We start from the raw sequence: 22,461 nt of genomic DNA, 5'->3' as shown, positions 1-22,461 counted from the left end.
TAATTTATTTTTCCTTTATGCTTTTTCTTCCCATAAAGATACAACATGCAAAATTGTTTTGACGGCTTTTTCCATATCTTGTACAGCTACCCACTCTTGTTTTCCATGGAAAGCATGCCCTCCGGCAAAAATATTTGGACAAGGCAGCCCCATAAACGAAAGACGGGAGCCATCTGTTCCACCACGGATACTTCTTCTTTCGGCTACCATTCCTGCTCGGTTGATGGCTTCCATCCCGATTTCCATAATTTCAGGATGCTGATCCAGCACTTCTTTCATATTACGGTATTGTTCTTTTACAACAAAAGTATAAGTACAGTTTGGATATTGCTCCACGATTGATTTTGCTATATCTTCCAGTTCATCTTCATGTTTCTTGAGATTGGCCGTAACGTGATCACGTACGATAAATTGAATTTCTGCTTTTTCCACAGATCCACTGATATGAACAGGATGTACGAAACCGTCTTTTTTGTTGGTGCTTTCAGGTGAAAGCCTATCTTTCGGTAGCGCCTCAATTATTGCACTGGCGATTTTGATGGCGCTTTGCATCTTCCCTTTAGCAAAACCTGGATGCACCGATACGCCATGAATAATTAATGTAGCTCCATCTGCGGAAAATGTTTCATCTTCGATGGTTCCGGCTCTTTCACCATCCATGGTATAAGCGAAATCTGCTGCTAAACGTTTTAAATCTGCTTTATCAACCCCTCTGCCAATCTCCTCATCTGGCGTAAAAAGAATTTTGATGTCACCATGTTTGATTTCAGGGTGTTTCATTAATAAACGTGCAGCATCCATGATTTCGGCCACACCTGCTTTGTCATCTGCACCGAGTAAAGTAGTGCCACTCGCTGTAATGATATCATGGCCAATTTGATTGGCTAGATCGGGATGTTCGGCATATTTGATGATAATACTATTGTCGTCAGGAAGCACAAGATCTTGGCCCTGATAGTTAGCATGAACCAGTGGTTTTACATCTTTTCCAGAAGAGTCCGGAGATGTATCCATATGAGAACAGAAACAGATAACGGGAACTTGCTTTGTGGTATTGGATGGAATAGTTGCGTAAATATATCCATTTTCATCCATTGCCGCGTCTGAAATACCCAATGCCAGTAACTCCGTTACAAGTAACTTTCCTAGGTTCTTTTGCTTTTCTGTAGAAGGACATGTTGGTGAATTTGCATCAGATTGTGTGTCAATCTGTACATAGCGTTGAAATCTTTCGGATACCGAAAAATCACTTATGTTGTTGATCTCAAATGTGCTCATTTTTTAATAGCCCTAATGTGATAAGGGTGGTCAAACTTAGATAAATTGCTTTTTATTTGCAATTTAATTTGGTTGCATTTACAAACAATTTACCCTTCATACATGCGTTTGACGCTATTGTAACAAATGGGCAATAACAGAAAGGGATCGGAGCGGATAGAATCCTAATTTTCCCAAAGAGAATGTACCGCTAAAGAAAATGTATCGCTAGATAGCATTGTGCTGGAGATCTTTTGAGCTGTTTGGTTTATCCATGGATAGGAAAAAAGAAATCATGATGGTCCTGCATCAATTAAAACCTTCATGACTTCGCAGACACCAACAGCAATGAAAGCAAACTGAAGGTTCTTCCTGGCCAATAAGACCAGACAATTTCAGATAAAAAAAGGACCTATCAAATTGTTGACAGGTCCTTTTTTTACATGTAAATCGTGTTCTATTTCTTTTGATCAGCGTAACCAAATACCTTCTGCAGGATATTGGTATTTCTACTGCCACCTATGTTGTGTCTAATTTTTGACTCCTGGTCGGCAACTTTGATAAATAGACCATCTATTGCTTTCTGCGTAACATATGCCGTAAGATTTGTCTCCACTTTATTGCCTAAAGGAAGGTTGTTGTAAGCTGTTGTCAATTGGGTCCAGTACTGGTCCACATTGTTTGTACCCATGGCAGATTTGATAACAGGACTAAACTTGTTTGTTAATTCGGTCGATGTATTTGTTTTAAAAAACGTTGTCGCGGCGTCTTCTTTGCTACCTAAAAGAATGTTGGTTGCATCTGTAATCGTCATCTTCGAAAGTGCATTGACAAATACTGGGGCAGCCTCTTTAACGGCTCCCTCCGCAGCTCTGTTCATGCTCTGTATAAACTGATCGCACAATTTCCCCATCCCAACAGCACGAAGCGTTTTTTCTACTTTCTGTGCTTCGGCAGGCATCAAAATCTTTACTGCTGCATCTCCCAGAAAACCATCCTTCTTGGCTAGAGATTCGATACTCAGATTTAAGCCGTTGCTTAAAGCCTGTTTGATCCCCAACGATGCATCCTTATTGGACAAAGATGCCAAAGTGTTGGATTTTGATGCTATTGCAGTCGTATTTGATGTTGTCGTCTTTGATGTCGACGTCGTTTTAGTACTGTCGGTCTGGCCCTGATTTGCTTTTGCCAATGTCTCATTGATTTTCTTAAAAATCTGTGCTTCGCTTGCATTGGAATAAAGTAATCCGGAGACAAATAGTGTACAATATAATAGTGGAAATTTCATTATGTTTTTGTTTTGCTGTCAAAATTAAACATATCGACTGTTAATTTATGTGAAAGTTTAAACCAATTGCAAACGAACCATAGCTATTGTCGGGAATCGTAGCAGATACGCTACAGCGTGCTGAGTCGCTATTCCCGATGCGGTGTAAATAAAAGCTGTCCCACAAAATAAAACAGCAGATCCTAAGCGGACCTGCTGTTTGTGTTATAGGGTTGTTGTTATTAACAAAATATTATTTCCAGGAGAGTGTCGTTGCTACTGGAAAGTGATCCGATGGAAATTTATTCATGTATGTATCGGTGAGGATACCATATTTTTTTACTTGGAAAGGTTTGGTGATAAAAATATGGTCTATGCGGCCTGTTGGTCTAATGCTTTTGCCCCAACCATTGAAAGAAGAATTGGGCTCATATTTAAATGTTGCCAATTCATGTACATCAGTGACCACTTTGCTATTGGCCAAGGTGAAGTAAGCATCATCTTTTTCATCGACGTTGAAGTCGCCTGTTAAAATTAATGGTAGGTCTTTGGCAAACTCTTTTGCTTTTGTCAGAATCAATTTTGCACTTTCGGTACGTGCAGTACGACCGATATGGTCAAAATGTGTATTCATAAAGATAAAGCGTTTTTTGTTGGCCTTGTCTTCAAAGATACCCCAGGTACAGATTCGCGGTAGTGCTGCATCCCAGCCTTTATTCGGGTGTTCGGTATCTGTGGCTGAAAGCCAGAAAGTTCCACTCTTTATCGCTTTAAAGCGATTTGTATTGTAATAAATCGCCGAGTGCTCGCCCTCTTGTGCACCATCGTCGCGACCTACACCCACGTAATCAAATCCAGGAAGGAGCTTTTTGAGATCTTGAACCTGATCAAAAAAACCTTCTTGGATACCAAAGATATCAAAACCATGGTATTTGATCAGATTGGTAAGCGGGACTTTCCGGTCGTTCCACATGTTATCGACATCGACGGTATTTCTTTGGCGTATATTATAACTGCCTGCAATAAATTCCTGCCCATACGATAGGAAAGATAAACACAGTGCTATAACGAGAAAAAGACTTTTTTTCATTTATTTGAATTATTTATGCTATTTATGAGTGATCTTCATGTGTTTAAATGAACTTGTTTCACTCGGTTATTTGTTCATCATTTATTCTTTATATAAAGGCAATCATGCTGCCTCGGGCGACACGAGTGTTTAGTTTCATCGCTATAAATGTCCTTTGTTCACTCGGTTTGTCCTTATTTCTTTAATATGCGGAGCAACAACTCAGGTTCATCAGTGGTAATAAAATCAATTTTCTGATCGATTAGATTTGTCATTTCTTCTTCTGTGTTTACGGTCCATGCATTCACTTTCATACCAAGTTGATGCGCATCTTTCAGCCATGTCGCATTCTTTTTAAAGACGGAAAAGTGATAATCCACCCCATTAATCCCAGCAGCTTTTACATCTGAAGGAGATTTATCTCCTGTAAGATATTGGATATTAGCCTTAGGAGCCAATTCGTGGATCTTTTGACAAGCTTCAAAGCTGAAGGAAATGTAATCCGTAATTTTCTCAGCTTTTAAGCTTTTGACCATTTCAACCGTTTTTGTGGTCGCTTCAAGCGTACGCTCGACCCCAAGTTTATTGATTTTCAACTCAAGGATAAGGCGTAAACCCTTTAATTTTTTTCCAGCATTAATATATTCTTCCAACGTGGGAATGGATTCACCGTTAGGATGTTTCTTTTCTAAGAGCTCTTTGTAGGTTGCCGTTGCGATATCAATGCCGTAGAAATCATTGTCATGGTTGACCACAAGAATATTGTCTTTGGTCAAATGTACATCAAACTCGGATCCGAAGAGCTTGAGTTCGTGGGCCGCTGTTAAGGAAGCAATGGAATTTTGCGGAAGATGGCTGTTTTTCCATACGCCACGATGTGCAATGGCTTTCGTTTGTGCGAATAATGCGGAGGATGAGATTACCATAGCCAGTGTCAGACAGCTAAAAATATGTTTTTTCATGCTATAATTATGTATGAGTGTTTGTTTTCAACGGCATAATGTGCACGTTTCACTCGGTGATTTATTCCTATTCTATGTATTTATAATACCGATTACGATACTAGCAGTAAAAATCGACCTTGGTGACAGGATCGTTTCTTACAAATTTGTTTAAAAGCTGATTTTACATGGAACAAAAAAAGTGGTACTTTTTATCTCGATGTACAAGATCTAAAGTACCACTTTTATATTTAGGAATTGTTAAGTGTAATTTATTTTTTACCATTCCATTCAGCCATAAACTCATCCAGAAAGTTGAGCATATAGTCATGACGATGTGCTGCTATTTTTTTTGCAGCCTCTGTATTCATCTTATTCTTTAACAATAATAGCTTTTCGTAGAAGTGATTGATTGTAGGAGCTTCCGAATGTTTGTACGCTTCCTTATCCTTATATTCTTGAACAGGAATGTTCGGATTATACATCTCACGGCCTTTATTACCACCAAAGCTAAACGCACGGGCAATGCCTATTGCACCGATAGCATCCAAACGATCTGCATCTTGCACGATTTCCATCTCTTTTGAATGGAATGACACTTCCCCCAAACTTGCTTTGAAAGACATATTGAAGATGATTTTCTTCACATGGTCAATGATTTCAGGTGAAATTTCTAGACTTGCCAAAAACTCTCCGGCAACACGAGGGCCTATTGTTTCATCACCATCATGGAATTTACTGTCAGCGATGTCATGTAACAGTGCCGCCAATTCGCAGACCATAACATCCGCTTCTTCATCTTCTAAAATTAACTTCGTATTGTTCCATACGCGTTGAATATGCGACCAATCGTGGCCTGCTTCTGCAAATTTCAATCGATCTTGCACAAATGCTACTGTGCGCTCAATAATGTTATTCATACAATACTTTTGTTTTTTCGCGAGTACCCTCGTATAATTCGTATTCTAATAATCTACAATCTAATTTACCATTATAAAATTCTATGCGTCGGGACGCACGTAGCCCGATTTTCTTTGCCAGATCTGGATTTCCGGTAAATATATAGCCTCTATAACCTTTGCACTCCTGTTTCATGAAATCCCCCATACGCTTATAGGTAATCTCTAACTTGCTGTGCGTGCCCAGACGTTCACCGTATTCAGGATTGAATAAAATGACACCACCTTCTTTAGGAACGTGTGTTTCGGCAAAATCGCATACTTCAAACGAAATTAATTGCTCCACACCAGCAGTTCTTGCATTCATCTTTGAGACGTTGATTGCCTCCTCCGAAATATCGCTTGCAATAATTTGTGGAGCCGCTTTTTTATTGATCTGATCTTTGAGTAGTCGGCGCTCCTGGAAGAAAACTGTTTCATCATAACCGATGAAATGCATAAATGAATAGTTCATGCGCAGCAACCCTGGTTTTCTGTTTGTTGCTATCAGTGCCGCCTCAATGGCTAAAGTTCCGGATCCACACATCGGATTTACAAAAGGTGAATTACCATCCCATTTGGAAGCAATAATTGTTGAGGCTGCAAGAGCTTCCAGCATTGGCGCTTTTCCAGGGATCTTACGGTAACCATGTTTTGCCAGTGTCTCGCCTGAGGTATCGAGAAAAATTTCAGCACGGTCATCTTTCCAGTACAAGTGGACAACCGCTTTATTATTGTCCGGACCTGAATTAGGGCGCAGACCTTTTTTTTCCTTTATACGGTCCACAATTGCATCCTTAACCTTTACGTTTGCAAATAAAGGCGTGCTGATTGTCTCATTATCAACATTAGAGCTGACAGAGAAATATCCGTCAAATTGAATAAGTTCTTCCCAGGCAATTTTACTCAATTCTTCATAGAGCTCCGTCGGATTATTGGCTGTAAACTCCTTTAACGAATACAAAATCTGAGAGGCTGTGCGTAGGTTCAGATTAAGCTTGATCGTATCGTTTATACTGACCTTTAATTCTACTCCTGTAGGGAATGCCCTGACAATGTCAAAACCTAACTCTTTAACTTCCTGTTGCAAATAAGGTGATAAGCGCTTATTGCACGTTATAATAACTTTATTGGGGGTGTTGAAAACTTCCATCATATTTTGTACAAAGTTAATTAAACTCTTCCTCAAAAATTGCTTAATTTTACGCTTTAATATTTATTTTTTTGATTATGGAAATTAGAGGAAAAGTACACGAGATAGGAGCGACACAACAAGTGACAGAATCATTCAAAAAACGCGATATGATTGTAGCTTATGCCGAAAACCCACAATTTGTTGAGTATATCCGTTTTGAAGCAACACAAGACAGAACGTCAATTTTTGATAACCTTGCAATTGGTGAAGAGGTAGAAGTATCTTTTAATCTTCGTGGTCGTCCTTGGACTAATAAAGATGGCGTAACAACTTATTTCAATTCATTAGTAGCATGGCGTGTTACAAAATTAGGTAATGCTGCTCCAGCTCCATCTTCTCCAGGTTACGCAGATATGCCTGCCCCTGTAGATTTGGCGGGTTCATCAGATGATGACGATCTACCATTTTAATCTGAATAGGATTGTATAGCCTATCGCCACGCGGTAGCAAATAGATTATTTAAACTGTTCGCAATACAGTTATTTACGATAGAAAGGCTTCCTCAAGAAGCCTTTTTTCTTTGGAATCCAGTAGGCGTGCCTGATTTTTCTTGGCGCTGAAATTGCTTGCTATATGGTATCGTACATCAAAAACAACAGATATGAAATTAACCGTATTGTTCTCTTGCTTAGCAATGATTTCGCTAAGTGCATGTAATCAAACCTCAAAAGATAGTCAGCATACAACCGCAGATTCCACTGCACATGAGACTGTGGCGGTGGATACTGCCCATACATCGCAGAATTCGTTGGATTGGGCCGGTACCTATGAAGCTACTATTCCCTGTGCTGATTGTGAAGGTATCAAAACAAATATCACCTTAAAAAATGATAATACCTTTGCCATCGTCAGTGAATATATTAATAAAAATACCAAGGTCGAAGATAGTGGTAAAGTCATGTGGCACGACAACGGATCCGTTGTTCATCTCACAGGGAAGGAAACAAATATGAAACTGAAGGTGGGTGAAAACAAGCTGATTGGGCTAGATCAGGAAGGCCATGCGATTGAAGGCCCCAATGCGCATCTTTATGTATACAATAAGGTCGAAGGCGAGAAATTGTAAAACGAAGCTCCGATAACGGAATTAGCCACTGATGTATTTACCGTATGGAACTTTTCGTAATAAATAGGTCAGTAGGGCGCTAGCCAACAACGTGAGCACCGTTGCTGCCGGGATTTTCCACAAAGTGGATAAAGGAAGCAAAGGATGAATATAATTGAGCAGCAAAATATGGCAAAGGTAAATGCCAAAGCTGTGGATGTCGATAAATCCCCAGAAGGCGTTGAGTTGTTCTGGGAGTTTAAGGCCTTGCACGAAGACGAATAAAAAGCCTGCACTCAATGCGATGTTGGGGGAAAGATAGTTGTAAAGTGTCGGATCAAATTCACCTCGGGAGCTACTTAGATAATATGTCCCCGATGCTGTAATTAAACAGCAGATCAGAAAAAATGTAAAACTTGACAATTTTACCATTGGGATAGGGTAATTACGTAAGTAATGGCCCAAGACCAAATAGCCTGCATAACCCGAGAAAAAGGTCAGGTCAAAATTAGGTAGGTAACTATTGAACCATTTATTCGTAAAAAATAACGCTGCAAACCACAATCCCAAAAAGATCTCAAGCTCTCTCTTACTGCAGTTGCCCACAATTTTGCGTATGAAAGGAACTGCAAGGTAGAGCCCAAGTATCATATATAGGTACCAAAGGTGCGCATTCGTTCCTGACTTTAAGCGAATTAACACAATGTTGATAACTTGTGGAAAACCGATATAGTCAAAATCGATATAACGGACAAAATAATAGAAAAGATAGACGATGCTCCAAAAAAGAAAAGGCGGGACAATTTTCAATAAACGTTTCCGATAAAATTGTCCCGTACTTTCGTCTTTCTGTAACAGGAGGGCACCTGAAATAACGACAAACAGGGGTACCGCAAAGCGCGAGAAGCTATTGAGCCAATTGGCATAACTCCAGTCGAATGATTCAAATTCATTGCTGTTTAAGTAGCCCGAAGAGGAATGAATCAAGATAACGAGGAATATCGCAACAATACGTAGTATACTGATATAACTTGTTCGCGCCATTTGATTATGCTGTTTTTATTGAGTTTTATTGTCGTAGACTTTCAAATATAGCAAAGTCAGGAGTGCTCCAATGCTCGCCATGCCCACACCAACGAGGGAAGGTGTATTATAAGCTAAACCCCAGGTTATTGGGATTCCACCTAAAAATGCACCTAAGGTATTCCCGAGGTTAAAGGCTGCCTGACCACCTGCTGCGGCCAATGTTGCTGCTTCTTTTGAGGCGCGGATCAACATCAGTTGTGTCGGCGAACCAATAGTGAAGGACACCAGTCCTGTAATAAAGGCTAAAGGATAGGCTGTCCAGCCCAGTGGTGATATAAAGTAAACCATCACAAGGCATATCGCCATAGCGGAGAAACTCGCGATTGCCGCTTTGGTTGGGGAGATTGTATCAGCCAGTTTTCCGCCGATAAGATTTCCGAAAAACATACCAACACCGATCAGGATCATAATCAAGGGGACACGATCAGCAGCGATGCCCGACACATTGGTCACCAAAGGCGCGATGTAGCTGATCCAGGCGAAAAGTCCACCGGTACCTATGGCAATAATAGCCATTAATAACCAGGCAATTTTTTTGTTGAAGAAGTTTAACTGACTAAAGATATTATTTCCTTTGGCGGCCTCAATTTTTGGCATCCATGCATAAATTGCTGCAAAAGTGATTAATCCCAATATACTGATAATACCATACGTTAAACGCCATGAATAATGATGGCCTAAATAGGTGCCGAGTGGTACTCCAGCCAAATTGGCAATAGTCATTCCGGTAAACATAATGGATATAGCCTGTGCTTCTTTTCCTTTCGGAGCCAGTCTTGCTGCCACGACAGACCCAACACCAAAAAATGCTCCATGGGGAAGTCCGGCCATAAAACGGGAGAGACTAATCAAAAACTGTCCCGGTGCAATACTGAAAAGGCCATTGAAGATAAAAAAGAGCAGCATTAAAAAGAGTAATACCTTCTTCGGAGGATATTTTCCTGTAAATAGCACTAATGTTGGGGCACCTACAACGACTCCCAGTGCGTAGAGTGCAATCAGGTGAGCAGCGGTAGGGATTTCGATATGAAGATCTTTGGCAATGTCAGGCAGGATGCCCATCATCGTGAATTCGGTCATTCCGATGGCAAGTCCGCCAAATGCCAAAGCGATAATTCCTTTGTTCATTGTATTTTAAGGTTGAGGTTGTACGATAATGGTACGAAGATAGTAAATAGATTGTACTAAAAATTATTGATACCTTTTTTGAGGGACACAAGTAATATTTTTAGTCTTTCTTAAGATGATCTGACGTTGATCTAACCTGCTTTCCAGTACCACCGAATCTGCAGCATGATAAACGACTTTAAAGCGGGGGATATACTGACCGGAAAGATAGCAACCTGAAATCTTCTGTTTGCCATTCTCCTTGGTATAGATACCATCGACAATGATGGAGTCTCCGCGCAAAACATAAATACCTTTTGCATGTTCTGTCCAGGAGCCATTTTTGTAACAGCTATCTGGTATGATTTGTACTTTATTGTTGACGTGCATGGTCGCGTAAACAGAGTCACAGGTAAACTTGAAGTCGGTCAAGGTGTATTGCATCATCTGCTGCTGTCCAGGAATGCTGTCTTGGACCCATTCTCCCTGTAAAAAGGGGGCACCTTCGCTCTGCATATCCGAATTGAATTTGCAGGCTGTAAAAAAGAAAAACATACCTATGGCAAGCGCCAATAGGTATGTTTTTGTTCGTATATTTTTTATTGAAATAAAAGTCACAGCTTATTTTAAACTTCCAACCATATCTTCTGGTTTTACCCAAGCATCGAAATCTTCAGGAGTCACATAACCTAAACGCACTGCTTCTTCTTTAAGCGTAGTGCCATTTTTATGCGCTGTCTGCGCGATTTCTGCCGATTTATAATAACCAATTTTTGTGTTTAGAGCGGTTACCAGCATCAATGAGTTGTCAACCAATTCTTTGATGCGTTTGTAGTTCGGCTCAATACCAGCTGCACAGTGCTCTTCAAATGAAACACAAGCATCCCCTAATAGGCGAGCAGATTGCAAGAAGTTTGCCGCCATCAATGGTTTGAACACGTTTAGTTCATAGTGACCTTGCGTTCCACCAATCGTAATAGCCACATCATTACCCATCACTTGTGCCGCGACCATTGTCAATGCTTCACATTGCGTTGGATTAACTTTACCTGGCATAATCGATGATCCTGGTTCGTTCTCCGGGATCAGGATTTCACCGATACCTGAGCGTGGGCCAGAAGCCAACATACGGATATCGTTTGCAATTTTATTTAATGCTACAGCCAATTGCTTTAATGCACCGTGTGTTTCAACGATTGCGTCATGAGCTGCCAATGCCTCAAATTTGTTTTCAGCGGTTACGAAAGGTAGGCCTGTAAATTCGGCGATATATTTAGCAACGACAACGTCATACCCCTTTGGAGTATTTAATCCTGTCCCTACTGCAGTACCTCCCAATGCAAGTTCTGATAAATGCGAAAGTGTATTTCTTAAAGCTTTCAGACCATGGTTCAATTGTGCGACATAACCTGAAATCTCTTGACCTAAAGTCAACGGAGTAGCATCCATTAAGTGTGTACGGCCAATTTTTACGACATTTTTAAACTCTTCAGCTTTTTTAGCTAATGTGTCACGCAATTTTTCTACACCTGGAATTGTAACTTCTGCAACAGCTTTATACGCCGCGATATGCATTCCTGTAGGGAAAGTATCGTTAGATGATTGCGATTTATTTACATCATCATTTGCTTTTAACACAGGTTCGCCTTCACCGATCTTATGTCCAGCCAATACTTGTGCACGGTTTGCGACAACCTCATTTACATTCATATTGGATTGTGTACCTGAACCCGTTTGCCAGATAACCAATGGGAATTGGTCATCCAATTTGCCCGCTAAGATCTCATCACATACGGTAGCGATTGCATCACGTTTCTCTACAGGTAATACCCCCAACTCGTGGTTAGCATAAGCAGCTGCTTTTTTCAAATAAGCAAAGCCTGCGACGATTTCGTGTGGCATCGAAGCTGCCGGTCCGATTTTAAAGTTGTTGCGTGAACGCTCTGTCTGTGCACCCCAGTATTTGTCTGCAGGGACTTGAACTTCACCCATCGTGTCTTTTTCAATTCTGAATGACATAGTATGTAAGTATAAGTAAAACGTAAAAATTATAAGTATATGTGCGAAGCACCTAATACATCAATTACAAAGTTACAGGATAATACAGTAAAGAGCAAGGATTAAAGAATAAGGATTGAGAATAAAACCCAATAAGCAGATCTAAAAACCAAGACGTTTTGTTAAGGAATCATTCACATGGTGGAAAACTTGTTTCGGTTTTAATGCCCGCCAAGGTAGCTCATTCAATGCGCCACCGAAATTAATGTAATAATCTATATTCTGTTGCTGGAACTCTTCGATCACATGTTCACGGAAACCGACGCCAGCAATCCAGCCATCATCGATATCCTGAAACCATTCCTCATAGTAAGAGTCGTCTGAAGCATGAAAATTCAGTACATTCTCCCCGATTAGAATAAAATACTTGATGCCTTGACTGATCAATACATCGATAATTTCTCGCTTGAGCAACATAATATCATTGTAGATCGCATCATTCCATTCACCAATCAGCTCGATAATACAGTATTGTTTTTCATAGTCCACAAATAGTATTTTTAGATATAAGGTAAGCGAACCGAATTCGTCCCATTGTGGGTGCAAAAGAAAATTATAGATCTGCTTGTCAAAATCGAATTCGCTATAGATTGTACCATAAAATGGGGATTGTTCATCTTCAGCGGCAATGTAATAGTCCCGCCAGTTGTAATAAGGTTCGATTTCGTGCATAAAGTGGAATCTTTTTCAATTCAAACTAAGATAAATTTACGCGCATTTGCAAGTTAAATTAAAGACATCATCTTCATCTGTTGAAATTAAATGTTCGGTGCCCTTATCGGCTGTTCTGTTGTTATTTTTTAATTTTTTACAAAGACTTCTAGCCATGGAAGACGCTGTTTCCGCCTGAAAACAAGGAAGGGAACTTTTTATTTTTAATGTAAAAATATGGGTTCAGGTGCTCGTTTAACCGAATAAACTTGCTATTTTTGATGAAGTAATTAATTGTTGAATAGTTTGTCTCATCTTCGATAATTCATGAAGATTTCCCATGCAGAAAAGTATTAAACGAAATATTTTTGTAGCCGCTACATATGCTGCAGTATTGCTTCTTGGCTTGCTGTTGGGGCAAAATTATGCCGAGGAGCAGGGAAGCAACCAAAAAACAACCTTTTCGAGTCTACGCTCGAATGGCAACTCGGACAAATTACAATATCTCATTCAATTAATTGCTGAGAATTACGTTGATAATGTCAGTATAGATACCGTTCAAGACGAAGCCATTGAACATGTCGTATCCCGTTTAGATCCTTTCTCCACCTTTTTAAGGCCGAATCAAGTGCTTGCAAAGCAGGAAACGCTTGAAGGAACATTTGATGGTATCGGTGTGGAGTATTTCCGCCTGAAAGATACGCTACTTGTTGTTGGAATGGTTGCTGCTGGTCCCGCTGAAAAAGCAGGTATGCGTATCGGCGACCGCATTTTAAAGATCGGGAATAAGGATCTTGTCGGAAGAAAGGTAACCGAGTCCGAAATTGAAAGGTTAATCCGTGGAAAGAAAGGAACAGCTGTATTGATTGCTATTCAACGTAATGGAGTGGTAATGGCCAATCCAATAAAAGTCATTCGCGATCAGGTAAATGTTTCCAGCTTAGATGCATCCTATATGATCGCTCCGAAAACAGCTTATGTGAAAATTCGGAGATTTGGGCATAAGACAGCAGACGAATTCAGACAGTCGCTCATAGATTTACGGAAAAGTGGGGCGCAGGATCTTATTTTGGATCTGCGTAACAATGGTGGTGGATTTGTCCATACGGCGATTGATCTGGCGGGGCAATTTTTTAAAGAAAAAAGATTGTTGATGTATACCGAGGGTGCCAATGAACTGCGCCAGGATTTCTATTCGGAGAAAGCTGGTGATTTTGGTGACGGCAGGGTCATTGTGCTAATCAATGAAAGTACGGCATCAGCAAGCGAAATCCTGAGCGGTGCTCTTCAGGATCTGGATCGGGCAACGATTGTCGGCCGCAGGTCCTATGGTAAAGGCTTAGTACAAGAACAATTTGACTTTTCGGATGGCTCTGCAATCAATCTGACTGTAGCTCGCTACTATACCCCTCTTGGAAGATGCATTCAGCGAAAATACACACGCGCCAATTTTGATGCTGCGAAATACATGACAGGCTTCGATCTATGGACGATGGACACTGAATTCAGCCAAAAAGAAATGTTTACCACCAGCAAAGGGAAACTTGTTTTTGGTGGTGGTGGTATTCTTCCGGATGTTACTATTCCGATTGACACCAACGAAACCAGTGCCAAATACCGCGAGATATTTCATTCCAATGCGATCGAAGAATTTGTTTATGATCGCTTCACGAAACATTTGCCCGCATATTCTATAGAGAATTTTATTAGCGGTTACCACTTACCGACAACAGAATTTGATCTATTTATTTCATATCTCAACAGTCAGAAGCGGATTTCGGTCACCGCCAAAGAAGCAAAAAACTTACATGATTTGATTCAATCCGATATCGAAGCCTTGGTCGGTCGCTATTATTTTGGTCGTGAGGCCTATTATAAAATCAAAAATCGAAGGGATAAATTTATTGAAATAGGACTTAAAACATTGGGTTATCAGATGCCTAAGGTTTAAGCCTAAGATCAGACCACACGGGGTAATGATCCGATAATTTCTGTTTGACAATCTGATAATTCATTACCTGAAATTTCTGGCTAGCAAAAATATAGTCGATCTGAAAGATCGGTAGGAGGGCATGATGGGTCACTCCCCAGCCGTTACCTTTCTCCTTAAACGCATTGTACAAACCATCTCCAATTAAATTGACCGAGTAGCTCATTGGCGTATCGTTGAAATCACCTACGGCAATATAAGGATATTGACATTCATTCATGTGCTTCTTTAACGAATGCGCCTGTTCGCTGCGTAGCTCGAAGGCATTCTTAAGTTTGCGGCTCAATTTACGGGTCCTCGAATTATCCGATTCATTATTATTGGACAGGTTTTGGATAAATTCCTTGTCTTCATTTTGCAGCGCAAAAGAACGTAGATGTATATTGTAGATGCGGATCAGGGTGTCCTGTTTTTTGATATCAACATAACTAATCCGGTTGATTCCGTAATCGTTGTCTCTGATGGTTCCTGAATCATAGATCGGGAAACGCGAAAGAACAGCCATTCCATACGCCTCATAATCGTTTTTAGAGCTCGGTTCAAAGAAAAAATAGTCATATCCCAATTTATCTTTGAATTCCTCAGAGAAAACATGTTTTCCCTTAATCTTGCTAATATATTCCTGAAAGCAGATCACATCAGGAGAGATGCTGTCAATAATGCGGACAACGTCGGCTTTAAAGTTCTTTTTCTCATCGTTTACCTTCTTGAACAGATGAGCATTGAAAGTCATGATGCGAAGCGTACGTACCTCCGATGATACAGGGGCATTCTCTTTGCGAATATTCCAATGCTTAGTTAAAAAAGGCCACCCAATGAGGATCGTTATGAGCGAATAAAGCGCAATTTTCCGTTTGCGGAGTAGCCAATAAAAGATAAATCCAATATTAATAAGGAGGATCGGAAGGTAGCCTAAGCCCATAAATGCAATCGGCCAAAAGGATTTGGGATTAATGAAGGTCGCCGAATAACTCATAAGTAAAGCAACGATCGCAAGCATATTTGCCAGGAACATTGTTTTACTGATAAAGCCCAGTTTTCTCCTTAAAAATGTCCTTCTATCCATCAACCTTGTCACCACTATTGCTTGCCCTAAAGAGCGTTTCTTTTTCATGGTTCGTTAGACTGTCGTAGCCAGAAATAGAAATTTTATCTAAGATAGCATCGATTTCATCCTGATTGGGTAAGTCATAACGATGTTTCCGATTTGTCGGTATATTGTTACCCACAACGACTTTCATTTTTGCAGGCTTCTGTTGTTTTTTCTGAAAAATTGTAGACCAGTCCATCCCCGATTTTAGCGCATAAGTGAAGCCCATTCCAAAAAGGACAACAGCAAAATACGAAATGGCAGCAGGTCGATTCGTCATCGTAAGGGCAAGAAATTCTAATCCAAAATAGACAATGGCCACTAATTTTAGCTTGATGTTACCCAGAAGCAGAAGCCGTAGCTCATACTTGGGGACCAAAGTCACAATCGCGGCTAATACCGCTGCCAAGGGGAGAGAGCCTCCCATAAGCTGTAAGTTACTTGGCATGGGAATAAGTGACCCAAAGCCCATATAGAGCACGCTGCCGAGCAGCCATGAGGCAATATAGACAAACAGAAATTGCCGCGTGTTTAAGAAGGTAAAAAAGATCTGACCGACCCAATAAAGCCAGAGACTATCAAAAAGTATGGTCCAAAGTTTGACGTAAACGAAATTCGATGTAACCAATGACCAGGGTTGTGCAATGAAACTTGAGAAATTACTCGGTAAACTTAATAGACGCACCGTAGGTTCCAAAAAGCTTTGTGGTACAATTTTTAATTCGAAGAGTAGGTCTAAAAAATAAATGAGGACAAATAAACAAACCTGGATACTGATCACCAAAGGTACGGGCGAGCCAGTTTTATAGGTTTGTCTCCAAAAATCTTTTAAACCGATGTTATTCATTGCGCACGATATTAATAAATTCCTTTTCTAATCTTCCACAGTTTAAGCAGTAGATAGCCAAATAGTGCACCACCGACGTGAGCCAGGTGAGCCACAGAATCTCCTGGTCTAGATAAGCTCATGTATATTTCGATGAGGATAAATCCACCGATCATATACTTCGCTTTGACTGGTACAGGAATAAACAAAAATTGAAGCGGTATGTTTGGAAAAAGGTAGGCAAATGCCAATAGTACGCCATAAATAGCTCCCGAAGCACCCAACATTGGAATGAGGTAGGTTAATGCTTCGTTGTTCCCGGTATTGGCCATGGAAATAAGTTCGTTCCCGCTCATGCCATGTAGCGGAGCGAAAGAACCCGTCGCATTATAAAGTTGTATGCCATTCACAGCCGTATAAAGGAACCAAGCGCCAATTCCTGAAACCAGGTAGAAATTTAAAAAACGTTTTGACCCAAGCACCTGCTCAATCATAGGACCGAACATGACCAGGGAAAACATATTGAAGAAGATATGGGTAATATTGTTTTTGTCATGCATAAACATATGCGTGATCACTTGCCAGATTTTAAAATATGGCGAGTCCGGGTAATAGACTGCAAGATAATCATATGCTACAGGTACAAGTTGAGATCCAATATAAAATATGATATTGATGATCAATAAATTCTTGATAACAGGTGTCAGTTGTGGAAACATATATTTTTATCTTCTAATTTTTGCCAAATTTTTCCGTCAATTCTTGCAATGTAAATGTTACAATTACAGGATTTCCATAGATGGAGATATTGGGTGAGTGACAAGCAAAAAGTCTGTCCACAAGCTCTGCCATTGCTGTATTGTCCAATGCGGTACCAGGTTTAATGGCCGCATTACGGGCCAGGCTTTTTGCGAGGTTTTCGCGCTTAGCGAGCTTATACTCAGATTGATTGTTTTTGTAATCCTCCAATATTTTCTCAATCATCTTTATTTCGTCGAATCCCGTCCCTAAATCTGCAGGAATTCCGTCAATAATATAGGAATTTTTTCCAAATTCACGAATTTGAAAGCCTAAGCCGTTGATGTCCTCCAGGAGGTCCTTCATTAACTCATTATCCGCAGCATTCAGATACAAAGTCTGGGGAAACAAACTTTGCTGACTTAGACCTTTATGTTGGTCCAGCTGTGAGAGAAATTGCTCAAAGAGAATGCGTTCATGTGCCGCTTGCTGATCGATCAGGATAAATCCGGAGTGAATCTGCGAAACAATATATTTATTATGTAACTGGAAAAAGAGCTTCGAGGATGATTTATCTTCAACCTGGATGATCTGCGGGTCATCGGTACGTAATTCCGGCTCGCCATGCAATGGTAACTGAACAGATTCCTCCTTTTCGACGATTTGATACAAAGAATCCCAATTGCTGGGTATGCCACCTGTTTTCTTGTTAAGTCCTTCAGCGTAGCTTTCTGAACGGCTGTAGCTCGAATTGGATTTCGATTTGTCTGTATCAAAGGGGTTGAAGTCCGGATTAAAGGTAACTGTTGGAACGATAATTTCATCCAGTGCCTTTTTTGTAATGAGATTGGTGAAGCTAGTCTCCTGTTCAAAATCCAAGGATGGCATGATGTTGTACCGTCCCAATGATCTTTTTACGGCTGAACGGATAATTGCATAAATGGCTTTATCGTCCTCATACTTAATTTCAGTCTTGGTCGGATGCACGTTGATATCAATGCGTGCAGGATCTATGTCGATAAATAAGACATAGAAAGGAAATGTTTCTGCCTGCAGAATATCTTCATAGGCGTTCATGACAGCGTGGTGCAGGTATGGATCACGCACAAAGCGTTTGTTGACAAAGAAAAACTGTTCACCACGAGTTTTTTTCGCAAACTCAGGTTTCCCCACAAAGCCCTCTACCTTGATGATGGATGTATCTTCTTCCACAGGGACAAGACGCTGATTGTAATTGTTTCCGAAAATATGGACAATACGTTGTTTTAGTGTCTCTGCCGGCAAATGGTAGATTTCATTTCCGTCGCTATGTAAGGTTAGGAAAATCTGTGGGTTCGATAAAGCAATACGTTGAAATTCATCAATGATATGACGCATTTCTACCGAGTTGCTCTTTAGAAAGTTTCTCCGTGCAGGAATATTGTAAAAAAGATTTTTAACTAAAATATTTGTCCCGGCAGCAACAGCTTCGGGGTATTGGTTGACAACTTTTGATCCCTCTATTTCAACGACTGTACCTAGCTCATCTTCAATACGGCGTGTTTTGAGTTCGACCTGTGCAATTGCGGCAATGGATGCCATCGCCTCACCACGGAAACCCATCGTACGAATAGCAAATAAGTCTTCAGCCTTACGGATTTTTGATGTTGCGTGGCGCTCAAAACAAAGGCGAGCATCAGTTACGCTCATACCACAACCATTGTCAATGACTTGAATCAACGACTTGCCTGCATCTTTAACAATAAGTTTTATTTTGTCAGCTCCAGCATCAATAGCATTCTCAATCAATTCTTTAATTGCAGACGCTGGTCGCTGCACCACTTCTCCCGCCGCAATCTGATTAGCAACATTATCTGGAAGTAATTGAATAATATCCGACATATAATACAAAGTTAAGAAATATCCATGTTTGCAGCGTATAAACACTGACGAAAATCAATCGGACATTCCACATGTTCTTTAAAAACAAAAGCGTGTAATGCGTTCATTTATACAAATGAAAATGGAATAGCAACGACCAACTGTTTACAGCCGCAAAGAACCTGTAAACGTATTTAGTCATTAAATATGACGCTTCCCAGTTGACGTCAAAGTCAGTGTGCGTTGTCTAACACCTGTGTAAAACACAGCTGATATCGAGCTGGAAAAATATTCCCTTCGCAATAACCGAGCCACCCTACGAACAGAAACCGCATAATTCGCAGCTGCTGTTTTGTTGATATTACATTTCCAGTTTTAAGAAACGTGCCGTTTCGCTTTTGTTATTTTTAATTAAGTTTTCAGGCGTTCCTTCAAATAGAACCTGACCGCCCTCTTTTCCACCTTCGGGACCGATATCAATGACCCAATCCGCCGATTTAACAACATCAAGATTGTGCTCGATGATCAAAACGGTATTCCCGCGTCCGACCAAGCGATTGATAACGCCCATAAGGACATTGACATCTTCAAAGTGTAGTCCTGTAGTCGGTTCGTCAAGGATATAAAATGTATTTCCAGTATCTTTTTTAGAAAGTTCCGTAGCTAATTTTACCCGTTGAGCCTCACCTCCCGATAAGGTTGTGGAGGATTGACCTAAGGTGATGTATCCCAAACCTACATCCTGCAGTGTTTTGATCTTTCGATAGATACTCGGGACGTTCTCAAAGAAATCCACAGCATCGTTGATACTCATATCAAGTACATCGGAGATGGATTTTCCTTTATACCGTACTTCTAAAGTTTCTCGGTTATAGCGTTTTCCGTGGCATGTTTCACAAGGAACCTGTACATCGGGAAGGAAATTCATCTCAATGACTTTCAATCCGGCCCCTTGACAGGTTTCACAACGGCCGCCTTTGACATTGAAGGAAAAGCGTCCTGGTTTATAGCCCCTGATCTTAGCTTCTGGCAATTGAACAAACAAGGTTCTGATATCCGAAAATACGCCTGTATAGGTGGACGGATTGGATCGTGGTGTACGGCCGATAGGACTTTGGTCGATCTCGATGACTTTATCAATATGTTCTAATCCTTCAATTTTTTTGAAAGGAAGCGGAGTGGCTTTGGCTCTGAAAAAATGTTTATTCAGAATCGGATATAATGTTCCCGTGATTAAGCTGGATTTGCCCGAACCCGAAACCCCCGAAACAACAATGAGTTTACCTAATGGAAAAGAGACAGACAGATTTTTTAAGTTATGTCCTGTTGCGCCATGTAATGACAATGTTTTTCCATTGCCCTCACGACGTTTCTCCGGAATCTTAACCTCTTTTGTCCCGTTGAGGTATGCCGCTGTCAGAGAGTCTGATTTTAGGATTTCTGCTGGGGTACCTTCGGCAACTACTGTACCGCCGTGAACCCCTGCTGCAGGACCCATGTCAATAACATGGTCCGCATGTAGGATCATGTCTTTATCATGTTCGACAACAAGGACCGAATTGCCAATATCGCGTAGGTTTTTGAGGGCATTGATCAACCGTTCATTGTCTCGCTGATGAAGTCCGATACTCGGCTCATCCAGAATATAAAGTACATTCACCAGTTGGGAACCAATCTGTGTTGCCAGACGGATCCGTTGTGCCTCCCCTCCGGAAAGTGTTTTAGCAGTACGATCCAAGGTGAGGTAATTTAAGCCTACGTCCAGCAAGAAGCCTAAGCGTGCGCGGATTTCCTTTAAAATCTCTGTTGCAATAATAAGCTGGCGTTCATCAAGTTTGCTTTCTACCTGATCAAACCACTCCTTGATCGATGTAATATCCATCGTGGAGAGCTCATGGATGTTTTTATCCGCTATTTTAAAATGTAAAGACTCTTTTTTCAAACGCGCTCCCGCACAGGTTGGGCAGGTGACTTTCGTCCTGAAATCATCTAAAGAAGGGGCTTCATCCGAAGATTTTCCGGAAAACTCTTCCAGCATCTTAAAGATTCCTTCAAATTCAACACGATATTCTCGTGTGCCATAACTGCCATAAGATACTGTTACAACGATAGGCTCTTCCTTATTGCCAAATAAAAGCTGGTCAATCTGTTCTTCATTGAACTTTTCAAGCGGCGTTGAAATGGTAAAATCTAATTTTTTTGCGACAGCCTTCAAGACTTCTGAAGTCCAGTTCTCCCGGGTAGGTCCCAAAGGGGCTAAACCCCCTTTTTGAATACTGAGTTTTTTGTCTGGAATAACCGCATTTTTATCAATTTCAAAAATATAGCCTAATCCATCACATGTTGGACAGGCACCATAAGGCGAGTTGAATGAGAAAGTGTTGGGCTGCGGTTCATCATAAGAGATACCCGATTCAGCATCCATGAGATAACGGCTGTAGAATTGCTCCTGATTATCCTTGGTGGAGACCTTGATAATACCTTTGGCAGTTTTCATCGCCTGCATAACCGAAGTCTGTAGGCGCTTTTTATCTTCACGCTCTACTTTCAAACGATCCACGACGATCTCAATATCGTGAATTTTATAGCGGTCTACCTGCATTTTAGGAACAAGGTCCAAGATCTCTCCATCCACGCGCACCTTCACATAACCTTGTTTACGGATTTGCTCAAACAATTCCCGGTAGTGACCTTTACGGCCTTTAACCACTGGAGCCAAGATATTTAAAGCCTGCCCTTCAAATTCAGTCAAAATACGTTCGATAACCTGATCGTCCGACATACGCTCCATTTTCTTACCGGTCACATAGGAGAAAGCTTCCCCCGCTCGGGCAAATAGTAGACGCATAAAATCATACACCTCGGTAATGGTTCCAACAGTGGACCTGGGGTTTTTGCTGGTGGTTTTCTGCTCAATGGAGATCACTGGACTTAAGCCCGAGATCTTGTCCACATCCGGACGTTCCATGCCGCCCAAAAATTGACGGCTGTAGGCACTGAATGTCTCCATATACCGACGTTGTCCTTCAGCATAAATGGTGTCAAAAGCCAAAGAAGACTTTCCGCTGCCACTTAAACCTGTAATAACAACCAATTCATTTCTCGGAAAAGAAACATCTATATTTTTTAGATTATGCGCACGCGCTCCAAATACCTGAACTTCACTTTGTTCGCCCAAATCTGGGCTTCTTTTTACTGCCATGAAAACTCCTTAAAGTCCCTGTTGAGGGATAAAATGCAAAACATGCAAAATTACAGATTTTAAAGGAATTATGCGAGCCAATCTGACTTTTGGAATAAAATGTGATATACAAGTGATTTAAAAAAATAATGTACCTTGCAC

The 22,461-nt window shown here is 40.7% G+C and carries 19 protein-coding genes; 3 read left to right on the top strand and 16 right to left on the bottom strand.

All coding sequences use genetic code 11. The annotated features are described in order from the left end of the window. Nucleotides 1-15: 15 nt before the first annotated feature. The 6 genes from pepT to B3P16_RS13205 form a co-directional block, all read right to left on the bottom strand. Nucleotides 16-1,278, bottom strand: a complete 1,263-nt coding sequence (gene pepT, locus B3P16_RS13230; RefSeq protein ID WP_286843246.1) for a peptidase T — start codon at nt 1,276-1,278, stop codon at nt 16-18. Nucleotides 1,279-1,714: 436 nt separating this feature from the next. Further along, nucleotides 1,715-2,545 carry a DUF4197 domain-containing protein gene (locus tag B3P16_RS13225; protein WP_286843245.1) on the bottom strand — a complete coding sequence of 277 codons (831 nt, stop codon included), beginning with the start codon at nt 2,543-2,545 and terminating at the stop codon, nt 1,715-1,717. 232 nt (nt 2,546-2,777) lie between these two features. Next, nucleotides 2,778-3,614 (bottom strand): endonuclease/exonuclease/phosphatase family protein, encoded by an 837-nt coding sequence (locus B3P16_RS13220; protein WP_286843244.1) that lies wholly within the window; start codon nt 3,612-3,614, stop codon nt 2,778-2,780. A 173-nt stretch (nt 3,615-3,787) separates the two neighbouring features. Then, nucleotides 3,788-4,555, bottom strand: a complete 768-nt coding sequence (locus B3P16_RS13215; protein ID WP_046673673.1) for a glycerophosphodiester phosphodiesterase — start codon at nt 4,553-4,555, stop codon at nt 3,788-3,790. A gap of 251 nt (nt 4,556-4,806) precedes the next feature. Next, the gene (locus B3P16_RS13210) at nt 4,807-5,454 is read right to left on the bottom strand and encodes an HD domain-containing protein (protein WP_046673674.1); all 648 of its coding nucleotides are present in this window, start codon (nt 5,452-5,454) and stop codon (nt 4,807-4,809) included. After that, nucleotides 5,447-6,625, bottom strand: a complete 1,179-nt coding sequence (locus B3P16_RS13205) for a THUMP domain-containing class I SAM-dependent RNA methyltransferase (protein ID WP_046673747.1) — start codon at nt 6,623-6,625, stop codon at nt 5,447-5,449. Before B3P16_RS13205 ends, B3P16_RS13210 begins: the two co-directional genes overlap by 8 nt. A 77-nt stretch (nt 6,626-6,702) precedes the next feature. On the opposite strand from B3P16_RS13205, the gene B3P16_RS13200 reads away from it, so the two are divergent. Both B3P16_RS13200 and B3P16_RS13195 read left to right on the top strand, forming a co-directional pair. Beyond that, nucleotides 6,703-7,077: a DUF3127 domain-containing protein gene (locus B3P16_RS13200; RefSeq protein WP_070570272.1), complete on the top strand. Its 375-nt coding sequence runs from the start codon at nt 6,703-6,705 to the stop codon at nt 7,075-7,077. Between the two features lie 191 nt (nt 7,078-7,268). Next, nucleotides 7,269-7,733, top strand: a complete 465-nt coding sequence (locus tag B3P16_RS13195) for a copper resistance protein NlpE (RefSeq protein ID WP_115049384.1) — start codon at nt 7,269-7,271, stop codon at nt 7,731-7,733. Between the two features lie 21 nt (nt 7,734-7,754). On the opposite strand, the gene B3P16_RS13190 is transcribed toward B3P16_RS13195, so the two are convergent. From B3P16_RS13190 to B3P16_RS13170, 5 genes are all read right to left on the bottom strand, one after another. Next, nucleotides 7,755-8,756, bottom strand: a complete 1,002-nt coding sequence (locus B3P16_RS13190; RefSeq protein ID WP_286843242.1) for an acyltransferase — start codon at nt 8,754-8,756, stop codon at nt 7,755-7,757. Between the two features lie 15 nt (nt 8,757-8,771). Continuing rightward, nucleotides 8,772-9,926 (bottom strand): MFS transporter, encoded by a 1,155-nt coding sequence (locus tag B3P16_RS13185; protein ID WP_070570268.1) that lies wholly within the window; start codon nt 9,924-9,926, stop codon nt 8,772-8,774. Between the two features lie 63 nt (nt 9,927-9,989). Beyond that, the gene (locus tag B3P16_RS13180) at nt 9,990-10,478 is read right to left on the bottom strand and encodes a fumarate hydratase (RefSeq protein WP_286843240.1); all 489 of its coding nucleotides are present in this window, start codon (nt 10,476-10,478) and stop codon (nt 9,990-9,992) included. 48 nt (nt 10,479-10,526) lie between these two features. After that, the gene (gene fumC, locus B3P16_RS13175) at nt 10,527-11,924 is read right to left on the bottom strand and encodes a class II fumarate hydratase (protein ID WP_070570264.1); all 1,398 of its coding nucleotides are present in this window, start codon (nt 11,922-11,924) and stop codon (nt 10,527-10,529) included. A 141-nt stretch (nt 11,925-12,065) separates the two neighbouring features. Continuing rightward, nucleotides 12,066-12,635 carry a hypothetical protein gene (locus tag B3P16_RS13170; RefSeq protein WP_046673680.1) on the bottom strand — a complete coding sequence of 190 codons (570 nt, stop codon included), beginning with the start codon at nt 12,633-12,635 and terminating at the stop codon, nt 12,066-12,068. 319 nt (nt 12,636-12,954) lie between these two features. On the opposite strand from B3P16_RS13170, the gene B3P16_RS13165 reads away from it, so the two are divergent. Continuing rightward, on the top strand, nt 12,955-14,565 hold the full coding sequence (locus B3P16_RS13165) for a S41 family peptidase (protein WP_112375010.1): 1,611 nt from the start codon (nt 12,955-12,957) through the stop codon (nt 14,563-14,565). On the opposite strand, the gene B3P16_RS13160 is transcribed toward B3P16_RS13165, so the two are convergent. From B3P16_RS13160 to uvrA, 5 genes are all read right to left on the bottom strand, one after another. Further along, complete coding sequence (locus B3P16_RS13160; RefSeq protein WP_231585253.1) at nt 14,555-15,718, bottom strand: endonuclease/exonuclease/phosphatase family protein; 1,164 nt, start codon at nt 15,716-15,718, stop codon at nt 14,555-14,557. The two genes, B3P16_RS13165 and B3P16_RS13160, sit on opposite strands and share 11 nt — an antisense overlap. Further along, nucleotides 15,663-16,541, bottom strand: coding sequence for a rhomboid family intramembrane serine protease (locus tag B3P16_RS13155; protein ID WP_286769124.1), 879 nt, complete (start codon nt 16,539-16,541; stop codon nt 15,663-15,665). Before B3P16_RS13155 ends, B3P16_RS13160 begins: the two co-directional genes overlap by 56 nt. 11 nt (nt 16,542-16,552) lie before the next feature. Beyond that, nucleotides 16,553-17,239 (bottom strand): rhomboid family intramembrane serine protease, encoded by a 687-nt coding sequence (locus B3P16_RS13150; RefSeq protein ID WP_112375007.1) that lies wholly within the window; start codon nt 17,237-17,239, stop codon nt 16,553-16,555. A gap of 13 nt (nt 17,240-17,252) precedes the next feature. Beyond that, nucleotides 17,253-19,139, bottom strand: a complete 1,887-nt coding sequence (gene mutL / locus B3P16_RS13145; protein ID WP_286843238.1) for a DNA mismatch repair endonuclease MutL — start codon at nt 19,137-19,139, stop codon at nt 17,253-17,255. Nucleotides 19,140-19,479: 340 nt separating this feature from the next. Further along, nucleotides 19,480-22,320, bottom strand: a complete 2,841-nt coding sequence (gene uvrA, locus B3P16_RS13140) for an excinuclease ABC subunit UvrA (RefSeq protein ID WP_286843237.1) — start codon at nt 22,318-22,320, stop codon at nt 19,480-19,482. Between the last annotated feature and the right edge of the window lie 141 nt (nt 22,321-22,461).

This window comes from Sphingobacterium sp. UBA7631 (genome assembly GCF_002483935.1).
Lineage (GTDB): Bacteria > Bacteroidota > Bacteroidia > Sphingobacteriales > Sphingobacteriaceae > Sphingobacterium > Sphingobacterium multivorum.
This window is presented reverse-complemented; position numbering and strand designations above follow the sequence as displayed.